Genomic DNA, 11,672 nt, shown 5'->3' with positions numbered 1-11,672 from the left:
TCGTCACTCTGCGGAGTCGCTCCAATACTCGCCGCAGGCGCGTCCGTTTGTCTCTCCGCTCGGCGAAGCGGTTCGCGGGAAGCGCGAGAGATCGGCGAATCCTTTACCGGGGCTGTGGGGCCGCCTGGTGGGCGGGGAGGCGGGCGTCCGGCTCAGGCCGGCGCGTCGGAGCGGATGCGGCGGGCGGCCAGGATGCCCGCCTGGAAGCGGGTGCGGGCGCCGAGGCGGTCGCACAGGTCGCGGACGCGGCGCTGGACGGTGCGGGTGCTGATGCCGAGCTGGCGGGCGATGGCGTCGTCGGTGAGCCCGGCGGCGAGGAGGGTGAGGACGTCGTCGTCCTGGACGCCGGAGCCGGGCAGCGGGACGCCGGCGTGCCACAGCGCCTCGAAGAGGGAGACGAGGGCGTCCAGCAGGGCGGACGGGTGCACGATCAGGGAGCTGTCGACGGAGCTGGCGTGCTCGGAGGTCAGCGGCAGCATGGCGGTGCGGCGGTCGGCGATGGCGAGCTTGATGGGGACGTCGCCGGCGCGGGCCTCCTCGCCGGCCGCGACGGCGCGGCGGACGTGGTCGAGGGCGCCGGGCTCGTCGAAGGCGCGGGGCCCGTAGATGCCGCGGACGCGGATGCCGCGGCGCATGGTCCGGTCCTGCTCGTCGCTGGAGACGGCGGCGTCGGTGGCGAACGGCGGGTGGACGAGGACGAGCAGCTCCTCGCGGGCGCCCTGGAGGAGCTGGAGGTAGCGGCGGGCGACGGCGGTCCGCCCGCTGACGACCTCGACGAGCTCCTCGGGGTGGGGTGCGGCCTCGGCGAGGAGGGGGCCGATGGCGGCGCGGCTGCGGGCGATCTCCTCCTGGCGGCTGGCGACGAGCGCCTCGACGGCGACGTGCGGCGGGGTCGCGAGGAGGCGGAGCGGGCGGCCGGCGAGGCGGGTGACGAGGCCGAGGTCCTCCAGGCGGGGCAGGAGGCGGCGGAGGGCGGCGGCGGACGTGCCGAGGCGCGCGGCGAGGGCGGACAGCGGCGCGGGGCCCTCGCGGAGCAGGGCGCGGTAGGCGGCCTCCTCGGCGGGGGTCACGCCGAGCCCCTCCAGGAGCGGCGAATCGGACACGCACCAAAGGTAGGTGTTCACCGGTCCGTTTGGCGGGTTCCCGCCATGACGGAACGCGCCAGCCGCCGGTCTGGTGCGGATTCGGCGGCCGCGTCCACAATCAAGATCCACTTGGGAGGTGAGGGCCATGTGGGGACGAGGCACGGTCATGGCGGTGCCGGGCGTGGTGCTGCTGGGCGTGGTCGCGCTCGCCGCGCCCGCGGGGGCGGCGGCGGAGGCGCCGGGGCGGGCGCCCGCGGGCGGGCTCCGCGCCGAGGGCGGCGCGTACGACGTGACGCTGCCGACGGGCGACATCGTCCATGTGGCGGGCGCGGGCACGTCGGTGACGCCGGCGCCGGGGCGCGATCCAGCGTTCACGGTGTCGCACGACAACGGCGACCTGTACGTCGTTCCGGACGACAGGCTCTCCGACGATCCGGAGCGATACAACGTGACCGCCCTGCACGAGGGGCGGCGTCCTGTCGCGCGGCCGAAGGCGTCCGGTGAGCTGGTCACCGTCCGGGTGAGGAGCATCGCGCGGGACGGGCGGCCCGGGCTCGGCGTGGCCAACTTCCTGAACGTCGAGGACGGCGCCGGCGGCAACGCGCGGCGGCCGCTGCCCGGGACCAAGGACCAGCCGTGCACCGACGCGTCCTGGGAGGACGCGGACTGCATCCGGCTGCGGCCAGGGACGTACTCGATCCTCGGCCTGATCAAGACGCTGCCGTCGTGGGCGCCGTCCACGTCCGGGGCGACGCCGCTGAACTACAGCCTGGTCGGGTCCCCGGAGGTCGAGATCACCGGGGACACCGAGATCGTGCTGGACGCGCGGAAGGCGACCGAGGTGACGGTCGCGACTCCGGAGCACGCGACGGCGGCGAACCCGGGGACGATCAGCCACCTCATGTGGACGCGGTCGGCCGCGGACGGCACGGCGGTCGACGACGGCGTGCTCATGCCGCCCGGCGCCACGCTGGAGGAGCGGCTGTTCCTCCAGCCCACCGCGCGGGTGCGGCGGGGGTCGTTCGAGATGTACACGCGGTGGCGGCTGGAGGCGCCCGCGATCACGATGCGGGCGGCGGGCGTCGCGCTGGCGCCGCGGTACTACGACGCGGCCTACTTCAGCGACGTCTCGTCCCAGTTCCCGCGGCTGGACGGGCGGGCGGTGCTGCGCGTCGCCGACGGGGACCGTCCGGGGGCGGATCTGCGCGGACGGCTGGCGCTGGTCCAGCGGAAGGACGGCGTGCCCGTCGCCGAGCAGTCGAACGCGGCGGCCAAGGCGGGCGCGCGGATGGTCGCCGTCTACAACGACCGGCCGGGTGTGGACGACGAGACGGGCGGAGCGGGCGTGCAGTTGCGCGTACCGACCGTGCGGCTGTCCCATGAGGAAGGACGTGCGCTGCTACGCCGCAGTGGTGCGGTCGTCACGGCGAAGGGTGTCGTGGACAGCCCGTACCTGTACGACCTCGTCTTTCCGGAGACCGGGCAGATCCCGAAGAAGTTGCACTACATCGCACGTACGCGGGACCTCGCCCGGGTGGAGAACTCCTATAGCGGTGCCGACTCGGTGACCACCGGTCGCTACAGCCGACGTCCGTGGGAGGAGTACGCCACCGCGTACACCTTCCCTCTCATCGGGGCACCACGGACGCGGGTGGAGTACCTGTCCGCTGACCCGGGGACGCAGTGGTCCGCCAGGGCGGCCACCCCGGAGGAGCCGTACAACCACGCCTTCCCTGGCCCGGAGACACCGTTCCTTCGGCTCGACGAAGCCAAGTGGACGTCGTACAAGCCCGGCGCCCGGGCGTCCCATGCCTGGTTCCAGGCTCCGCTGACCGGAGGTGTGAACCCGCTGAGCCCGATCTCCCGGACGGGTGACCGGATACGGCTCCGGGTCGGTCTCGTGGACGCGGCGGCCAACTATTCCGATGCGTACAGCAGCTTGTTCCCCGGCGGGTTCGTCACCGACTTCCGCGTCTACCGCGATGACGAACTCGTCGCGCAGACCGCTTACCTGCCGAACGGCACACTCACGACGACGCCGGGCGAGGCGACGTACCGCGTGCAGTACGACGTGGCGAACAACGCGACGTGGGCCCGGTCGTCCACCCGCACGAAGACGGCGTGGACGTTCCGCTCAGCCCAGACCCAGGCGACGACGACGCTCCTCCTGCTCCAGGTGGGCTACGACGCGCGAGTGGACCTCCACAACCGGGCGCGGTCCGGGGTCCTGAAGCTGACCGTCCGGCACCAGGACGGGTCGCGCACCCCGTTGAAGCGGCTGACCCTGGCGGCGTCCTTCGACGACGGGACGACCTGGACTGCCGTCCCCGTCAAGGACGGCACCGCCCGCCTTCACGGCCGCGGCATGGTCTCCCTGCGGGTCGCCGCGGAGGACGCGGCCAGCAACACGATCGACCAGGAGGTCATCCGAGCCTACGAGCTGCACTGAGCCCGCCCCCCGCCGGCACCCGGTCCGTCTTCCTCCCGTTACGGGTCGGGTGCCTCCTTACCCGAAGCGTTCCCGCAGCGCCGGAAGCAGTTCGTACTCGGCCCAGGTGCGGAAGTCCTTCTGGTGCTCCGCGCCGGACTGGCAGAACGAGATGTGCGTGAAGCCCGCGTCGGCCCACTGCTGGACGGTCTCCAGGTAGTGGTTGACATCGTTCCCGCACGGCACGGACTCGGCGACGTCGTCCGGGCGGACGGTCTTCGTGCTCGCCTCGAAGTTCACCGGGCCGGGCAGCTCCGCCATGACCTTCCAGCCGGGCGCGGAGAACTTCCACGTCCGGTGGGCGCGCTCCTTGCACTCGTCGTAGTCGGTGCCGTAGGCGACGGGGATCTGCCCGTAGACGGGCTTGCCGCCGCCGCTCTCCTCCTGGAACAGCCGGACGACGTCGCCCACGGGCTGGTCGGAGATCAGCAGGTCGGCGTGCTCCGCGGCGAGGCGCCCGGCGCGCGGCCCGAACGCCGCCATCCCGATCCGGACGGGCTGGTCCGGCAGGTCGTACAGCTTCGCGGAGTCGACCTGGAAGTGCTTGCCCCGGTAGTTGACGTAGTCGCCTCCGAACAGCGCCTTGATGATCTCGACGGCCTCGGTGAACATCTCGTGCCGGACGTCCACCGACGGCCAGCCGCGGCCGACGATGTGCTCGTTGAGGTTCTCGCCCGCGCCGAGGCCGAGCGTGAAGCGGCCGTCCGACAGGACGCCGACGGTGGCGGCCTTCTGCGCGACCACGGCCGGGTGGTAGCGCATGATCGGGGCGGTGACGAACGTCATCAGCGGGATGCGGTGCGTGGCCTGCGCCAGGGCGCCGAGCACCGACCAGGCGTACGCCGAGTGCCCCATGTCCTCCAGCCACGGGAAGTAGTGGTCGGAGATGCAGGAGTAGTCGAAACCCGCCTCCTCCGCCTCGACGAGGTCGCTGACCAGCTGTTTCGGTGGGGTCTGCTCGCATAGCAGCGTGTATCCGAATTCCATACCGGCCCGCATACCCAGCTTTCCGGCATGCATGGTCAAGGCCGGTCGCGGATCCGGTCGGTCAGCCGCCCAGGAGGTCGAGGATGTCGTCGGCGTGCTCCTCCTCCTCGGCGAGGATGTGCTCCATCAGCCGGCGGGTCGTCACGTCGCCGTCGCCGAGCCAGCGGATGATCTCCTGGTAGGACTCGATGACGATGCGCTCGGCGACGAGGTTCTCCCGCAGCATGCCCTTCAGGTCGTCGTCGTCGAAGGTCGCGTAGGTGGTGTGGGACCGCTCGGCGAGCGTCCGCGGGTCGAAGTCCGGGTCGCCGCCGAGCTGGCTGATCCGCTCGGCCGCCCGCATCGCGTGGTCGCGCTCCTCGTCGGCGTGCTCGCTGAACTCGCTCGCGACCTGCGCCCGGTCGATGCCGGTGGCCGAGATCGCGTGCTGGCTGTAGCGCATCCAGCAGACGATCTCCGTGGCGAGCACGTCGTTGAGGACGCCGATGACCTCCTCGGCGCTCCTGCCGTAGGCCCTCGTCACCGGGCCGTCGTCCATCTTCTGCCGGGCGCGGTCGCGGATCGCCGCCACGTCGAGGCTGAAACTGCTCTCGGTCATGCCCTCCCCCTTCATCGTCACCCTCCGTGATTCCCCGGAATGTGTCGCTTGCACCTGCGGGGGAATGCGGTCGGCATGCGCACCGCAGATCGGCTCGAAGAGACCACAGCGCTCGACACCGCCGTCGAGCCGTACCGCAACCTCGTCCAGCGTCTCCCGGCGGGCCGGGCGAAGGACTTCCTGCACGGCGTCTGGCTCGGGCACCCGCTGCATCCGGCCGTGGTGCAGATGGCCGTCGGCGCCTACATCTCCGCCGGCGTCCTCGACCTCATGGGCGGCGACGAGAAGGCCGTCCGGCGTCTGGTCGGCTTCGGGCTGCTCTCCTCCGTCCCGGCGGCCGTGACCGGCGCCGCGGACTGGTCGGACCAGCACGAGCAGCAGCAGCGGGTCGGCATCGTGCACGCCGCCGCCAACAGCGCCGCCGCCGTGATGTACCTCGCCTCGCTGGCCGCGAGGTCCCGGCGGCGCGCTCGCGCGTTCCGGTTCGCGGGGCTCATGACCGCGTCGCTGAGCTCGGCGCTCGGCGGGCACATGTCGTTCCGGCAGGCGGCCGGCGCGAACCACGCCGAGGCCGTCCCGCACCTGGTCGAGCCCGGCTGGCACCGGCTCGCCGCCCTGGACGACCTGCCCGTCGGCACCCCGATCCGGCGGATGCTCGGCGAGGTGCCGGTGGTCGTCGTCCGCCAGGACGGCGTGGTGCGCGCCCTGGCGGACCAGTGCAGCCACCTGGCCGGGCCGCTGTCCGGCGGCGAGGTGGACGGCGGCGCGATCACCTGCCCGTGGCACGGCAGCACGTTCCGCCTCTCGGACGGTGGCGTGGTGTGCGGCCCGGCGACCGCGCCGCAGCCCGCCTTCGAGACCCAGGTCCGGGACGGCGACGTCTACGTGTGCCTCCCCGGCACCGGCTGACCCCTCCCGCGCTCACACGTCCGCGGTGAACAGGAAGTTCATCGGGAAGCCCTGCTGGTCGCGCGGGAGCGGCGGCCAGGGCCACCGGCCGAACGAGGCGCCCTCCTCACCCGGGACCTTCACCTCCCGGACCGTCCAGCCGCACTCGGCGAGGACGTCCTCGGGACGGTCGGTGCCCCACCGCCACGGGCAGCCGTCCTCCGCCAGGCGGCGGAGGCCCTCCCGCGCGAACTCGCTGACCATGGACTGGTGGCTGAGCAGGTCCCCGGCGAGGACGCCGCCCGGCACCGACAGGTCCGCGAGCCGGGCCAGCAGCGCCCGGGCGTCGTCCTCGGCGAGGTAGAACAGCAGGCCCTCGACGATCCACAGGGTGGGGACGGACGGGTCCCAGCCCGCGGCGCGCAGCGGCTCGTGCCACGCGCCGGTCAGGTCGGTGCCGACGGCGTGCCGGACGCAGCGGTGCCGGACGCCCAGCTCGGCGAGCCGCTTCTCCTTCTCCTCCATCAGACCGGGCTGGTCGAGCTCGTACAGGACGGTCCCGGCGGGCCAGTCCAGCCGGGCCGACCGGGTGTCCAGGCCCGCCGCGACCAGGACGACCTGCGTCAGCTCCGCCGACCGCCCGATGACCTCGTCGAGGTAGCGGGTGCGGATGGCGAGGAACTCGGTCGTCCCCGGGTTGGCATAGCGCTCGTACCGCGCGAACCCCTCCGGACCCGCGAGATCCGCCGCCAGGGGATCGCTGAACAACGCGCCATCGCGGCGGGTCTCGTCGGCGCGCGCAGCAGCCGTCCAACGCGCCGTCGCAGACACACCCTCCGTCGTGTCAGCGGCTTCCGTCGTGTTAGCGGCTTGCGTCACCTTGGCACCTTTCATCGCGCGGCTCCTTCCGGCATTTCGGGCATGGTCAGCGGGGCGCGGACACGGCGTCGAGCAGGCGGCGCATCGACTCGGGGAGCCGCGCGGGCGCCATGTGCCCGGCGGCGTCGGGGCTCACGCAGGCGACGCGCTGCTCGCCGGTGGCGACCAGCTCCTCCCCCTCGGGGCGCCGCCGCCAGTACTCGAACCGCATGGTCATCTGCGTCTGCCCCACCTCGCCGGGGAACATCCGGACGATCACCTCGTCGAAGATGGCCAGCTCGCGCAGGTACTCGCACTGGGCGCTCATCGTCAGCAGCCGGACGCCGGCGCCGAACCCGTCCACCACGTCGGGCGCGTACTCGCGGATGCACAGCTCCCGGGCGCGGCCCTGCCAGCTGATGTAGTTGACGTAGTTGACGTTGCCGAGCAGGTCGGTGTCCTCGATGGTGACGATGTGCCGGTACTCGTAGCCCCTCACGCCCGCGCCTCCCCGGCGGTCGCGGCCCCGGTCAGGACGGCGAGCACGGCGGGCTCGGCGACGCCGCGCAGCCCGCCCGCGAGGGTGGCGACGCGGTGCTCCCCGGCGGCCAGCACCGCCCAGCCGTCCTCGTGGACGGAGTCGAGCGTGAACGGGGTCCGCGGCGGGAGCCCCGCCTTGACCGCCGACTCGCCCGCGGCCCACACGCGGGTCGCGGCCGTGTCGAAGTCCTCGGCGGTCCCGTCGAAGGCGCCGGTCAGGGCGTCGGCGAGGGCGAGGCCGTCCGCGCCGAGCAGGCCGCTCCACGCCTCGCGGTCGCGTGCCGTGACGAGTTCCAGGTCGCAGCCCGGCGTGGTCGTGGCGAGGGTGATCCCGGCGCAGTGCGCGATCGAGACGGACTCGCCGGTGCTCGCCTCGGGCTTGCCGTCCGGACGGTGGGCGAGCGTGACGTCCCCGCCGAGCAGCCGCCGGACGGCGAGCCCGGCGGCCTCGCGGCGGGAGGCGCCGTCCGGGTCGGTGTCCAGGACGGCCCGCCCGGCGAGGCCGAACGCGACGAGGGCGTGCTCGACGTAGGGGCCGAGCAGCGCGGGCACCCAGCCCGCGGGCAGCGGGAACTTCTCGACGATCCGGGTCCGGAAGCCCTCCCAGGTCTCGATCAGCTCGCCGTCCTCGTCGGTGACCTCCAGGTCCCAGGCCTCCGCGTCCATCCGGTAGCGGGCGTGGACGAACGCGGCCGTCGCGCCCGCGTTCGGGCCGGGGACGAGCCGGTCGACGCCCGCCGGGATCGCGAGGACGGTCGGCGCGCACAGCGCGAGCGGCTGCATGTAGGAGTCGCGCGCGGCCGGGTCGCCGAGCAGCAGGCGGCTCGGCAGATAGCGGCCGAACCAGTCGGCGCGGGTGTCGGGCAGGAGCCGCGCGGTGACGTTGTGCGCGTCCGCCCGCCGGATGTCGCCCATCAGCCGGAACCGGGGGCCGTGGAACAGCCTCGGCCCGTACAGCTCGGTCTGCGGGTCGATCGCCATGGGCGGCAGCGCCGCGTTCTCCGGCCGGGCGAGCCCGGTGCCCTTCGGCGCGCCGGTGGGCGGCTCGCAGACCGCGCGGAAGTGGTCCACCTGGAAGTTGGTGGTGCTGCACCGGACGACGGTGGTGACGCTGCCCGGCGCGGTGCGGAGCGCGGCGACCCGGACGGTGACCGGCGCGTCCTTCGCGACGGCGATCGCGCGGAGGAACTCCACGCCGGTGAGGACGGGCGGCGCGTCCAGCTCCAGCAGCGCCGCCGCGGCCTGCGACATGATCTCCATGCCGACGGTGCCGGGCAGGACGGCCTCGGTGCCGCCGCCGAACACGTGCTCGGCGAGGTAGGGGTCGCTGCCCCAGCCGACCTCGGAGTCCGCGACGAGCTCGATGCCGGGGTAAACGACCCGGGGGCGCTCCAGGAAGCGCAGCAGCGGCAGCTCGCCGGCGCCGAACGACACGGTCGGCATCTCGCCGAACCGGCCGGTGACGACGGCGACGACCGGGGCGGACGGGTCGGCGACGAGGTCCCGCAGCATCGCCACGCCCTGGTCGGGGGTGATCGTGGTGACGCCCGCGCGGGCCAGGTTCTCCACCGAGCCGAGCCGCTCGCCCATGCCGACGCCCGACCACAGCGACCACTCGACCGCGCGGAACCGGCAGTGCGGATGCGCGGCGGCGAGCCGCTCGACCAGGTCGCTCTGCCACTCGTTGGCGGCGGCGTAGTGGGCCTCGCCGCGCAGCCCGGCCCGTCCGGTCATGCTGCCGAACGTGACGACGAGCCGCAGCCGGGCGGTGTCGACGGCGGCGAGCACGGCCTCCAGGCCGGCGACCTTCGGGCCGATGGTGCGCGCGTAGTCCTCGTCGGTCAGCTCGTCGAGGAGCTTCGGGACGTTGCCGCCCGCGCCGTGCAGGACGGCGGTGACGGGCCCGAGCGCGGCTTCGGCCTCGGCGACGGCCGCGGCGATCCGTCCGGCGTCGGTGACGTCGGCGCGCAGGTACCGGGCGGTGACGCCCGCGGCCTCCATGCGGTCCAGGTTCGCGGCCAGCTCGGCGTCGGCGGACGGATGCGACCGGCCGAGCAGGACGAGCCGCGCGCCGCTCTCGCGGGCCAGCGCGAGCGCGCACTCGGCGGAGATGCCCTTGCCGCCGCCGGTGACGAGGAGGACGTCGTCCGCGCCGAGCGGCAGGTCGGCGGCGACCGGCTCGACCGGCGCGAGGACGGGCTCGCGGCGGGCGCCGCCGCCGTGCAGGACCTCGCGGAACGCGGCGGTCGCGGCGGCCTCCGCGGCGACCAGGCCGGGCGTCGCGGCGTCGTCCAGCGCGGCCGTCACCACGGTCGTCGCCACCCAGGGCGCCTCCAGGTGCAGCGTCTTCGCGAACCCGGCCGCGCCCGGCCCCTCCTGGACGATCACGCAGCGGGTGACGTCCTTGCCGCCGAGCACGGCGGCGGCGCCCGCGCGGAGCGCCGCGAGCCGCCGGTCCCGGTCGGCCGGGGAGTCGCCGGACGGGACGACGACGAGCACGCCCTCGCCCAGCTCGGCGGCCTCCAGCGCCTCCCGCAGCGTCCCGGCGGCGGGGTGCTCGCCGACGACGCGCCAGGTGCCCGGGGCGCGCGGCGCCGTCCGCGCGGGAAGCGGGGTCTCGCGGCGGTCCACCGCGAACGCCCGCACCCACGGCCCCACGCCCGGCGGGACGATCCGCGCCGCGGCCGCCTCGGCGTCCTCGGTGCCCGTGCTGCCGGTCGCGACCAGCTCCGTCAGGGTCTCGGCGACCTGGCCGAGCGTCGCGGTGGCGTAGCCGGTGGGCGCCGCGGGCTCGTTCAGCTCCAGCGCGCGCATCGCCTCGCCGACCAGCTCCGAGACCACGATCGAGCTGAGGTGCAGGTCGTCCAGGAACTTGCTGTCGGCCTGGACGGCCTCCAGCGGGAACTCCGCCCGCCGCGCGACGAGCGTGCGCAGCAGCATCAGCGGGTCGCCGGTGTCGACGGCGTCGGGGACCTCCGGGGACGGGCTCTCGCCGGGGGCGGTGGCGCGGCGGGACGCGTCCGCGAGCAGCGTCGCGTCCACCTCGGGGACGATCTCGCACATGTTCCCGATGAACACCGGCTCGGTCTCCGGGTCGAACGGGCGGATCAGCCGGTCGGCGAACAGCTCCGCGACGCGGACGCCCGCGCCCGCCGCGAACGCGGCGCCGAGGGCGTGCAGCAGCCCGGCGAGGGAGTCCTCGTCGGTGCGGGTCGCGACGGCGGGCACGTCCACGACCTCGCGGGCGAGATGCGTCAGCACCTGGCCCGGACCGACCTCGATCAGCAGGTCGGCGCCCTCAGCGGCGGCGCGCAGGGCGTCGGTGAACCGGACCGGCGCGGTGATCTGCTCGCGCAGCAGGCCGCGCAGCTCGTCCGGCGCGGCGCCCGCGGCGACGGGACCGCCGGTGACCGTGGAGAACACCGGGCGGCGCGGCGGCGCGACGTCCTCGCCCCGCAGGTGCTCGGCGAGCGCGTCGGCGGCGGGCGCGACCAGCGGCGAGTGGAACGCGTGCGACACCGGCAGCCGCACCGCCTGGAGCCCGGCCCGCGTCGCGCGGCCGATCACCCGCAGCAGCCCCGCCGACGGCCCGGACACCACGGTCTGCCGGGGGCCGTTGTGGCCCGCGACCACGACGCCGTCGTCCTCCTCGGCCAGCAGCGCGGTGACCGTGCCGAGGTCGGCGGTGATGCCCGCCATCCCGCCGTCGCCCTCGGCCAGCTCGCTCATCGCCCGGCCGCGCGCCGCCGCGATCCGCAGCAGCGCGGCCTCGTCGAACCCGTCCGCCCAGTGCAGCGCGGTGATCTCGCCGAGGCTGTGGCCGACGGCGGCCCGCGCCTCGACGCCCAGCCCGGTGAGCATCCGCAGCCCGGCGGCGGACGCGGTCGCGATCCGCGGCTGCGCCACCGCCGTCTCCACCTGGTCGCCGCCGGACGGCAGCGCGGCCGTCTCGTACAGCTCGTCCACCGCCTCGAAGCGGCGGCGCAGCGCCCCGCCGTCCGACCGGGTGCCCGAGCCCTGGCCGGGGAACAGGTACACGATGCGCGGCAGCGCGCCGGGGCCGCCGACGAAGATCCCGGCAGCGGGGTCGAGGTGGCGGGCGGTCGCGCCCTCCGGCCCGGTCTCCAGCTCGGTGGCCAGCTCCGCGACGCGGCGCAGGGACGCGGCGAGCTGCGCGGGGCCGCTCGCCACGACGACGGCGCGCCAGGGCCGCCGCTCCAGCCGCCCG

General features: G+C 74.6%; 8 protein-coding genes. 2 read left to right on the top strand and 6 right to left on the bottom strand.

The genetic code is table 11. The features are described 5' to 3' along the window. Positions 1–152: 152 nt before the first annotated feature. Positions 153–1,103 carry a helix-turn-helix transcriptional regulator gene (locus E1300_RS21575; RefSeq protein ID WP_207399880.1) on the bottom strand — a complete coding sequence of 317 codons (951 nt, stop codon included), beginning with the start codon at positions 1,101–1,103 and terminating at the stop codon, positions 153–155. A 127-nt stretch (positions 1,104–1,230) separates the two neighbouring features. Between E1300_RS21575 and E1300_RS21570 the strand changes: the two genes are divergently transcribed. Continuing rightward, a complete protein-coding gene (locus tag E1300_RS21570) occupies positions 1,231–3,534 on the top strand; it encodes a PA domain-containing protein (protein ID WP_131758840.1) in 2,304 nt (767 codons plus the stop codon). A gap of 57 nt (positions 3,535–3,591) precedes the next feature. Here the strand turns inward: E1300_RS21570 and E1300_RS21565 are convergent, their stop codons facing one another. Then, entirely contained in the window at positions 3,592–4,560 is a 969-nt protein-coding gene (locus tag E1300_RS21565) for a TIGR03557 family F420-dependent LLM class oxidoreductase (protein WP_131758839.1), read from the bottom strand. 61 nt (positions 4,561–4,621) lie between these two features. Then, positions 4,622–5,158: a ferritin-like domain-containing protein gene (locus tag E1300_RS21560; RefSeq protein WP_131758838.1), complete on the bottom strand. Its 537-nt coding sequence runs from the start codon at positions 5,156–5,158 to the stop codon at positions 4,622–4,624. A 75-nt stretch (positions 5,159–5,233) separates the two neighbouring features. Between E1300_RS21560 and E1300_RS21555 the strand changes: the two genes are divergently transcribed. Continuing rightward, a complete protein-coding gene (locus tag E1300_RS21555) occupies positions 5,234–6,067 on the top strand; it encodes a Rieske (2Fe-2S) protein (protein ID WP_131758837.1) in 834 nt (277 codons plus the stop codon). A 12-nt stretch (positions 6,068–6,079) separates the two neighbouring features. Here the strand turns inward: E1300_RS21555 and E1300_RS21550 are convergent, their stop codons facing one another. The 3 genes from E1300_RS21550 to E1300_RS21540 form a co-directional block, all read right to left on the bottom strand. Beyond that, on the bottom strand, positions 6,080–6,940 hold the full coding sequence (locus tag E1300_RS21550) for a class I SAM-dependent methyltransferase (RefSeq protein WP_131758836.1): 861 nt from the start codon (positions 6,938–6,940) through the stop codon (positions 6,080–6,082). Positions 6,941–6,971: 31 nt separating this feature from the next. After that, on the bottom strand, positions 6,972–7,403 hold the full coding sequence (locus E1300_RS21545) for an acyl-CoA thioesterase (protein ID WP_131758835.1): 432 nt from the start codon (positions 7,401–7,403) through the stop codon (positions 6,972–6,974). Next, positions 7,400–11,672 (bottom strand): SDR family NAD(P)-dependent oxidoreductase (locus tag E1300_RS21540; protein ID WP_131758834.1); only part of this gene is annotated, 4,273 nt, incomplete at its 5' end. The genes E1300_RS21540 and E1300_RS21545, both read right to left, overlap by 4 nt.

The sequence above is a fragment of the Actinomadura fibrosa genome (assembly GCF_900659615.1).
GTDB classification, from domain to species: domain Bacteria; phylum Actinomycetota; class Actinomycetes; order Streptosporangiales; family Streptosporangiaceae; genus Spirillospora; species Spirillospora fibrosa.
The sequence above is the reverse complement of the archived record's forward strand: the minus strand, read 5'-3'. Positions and strand labels throughout refer to the sequence as shown.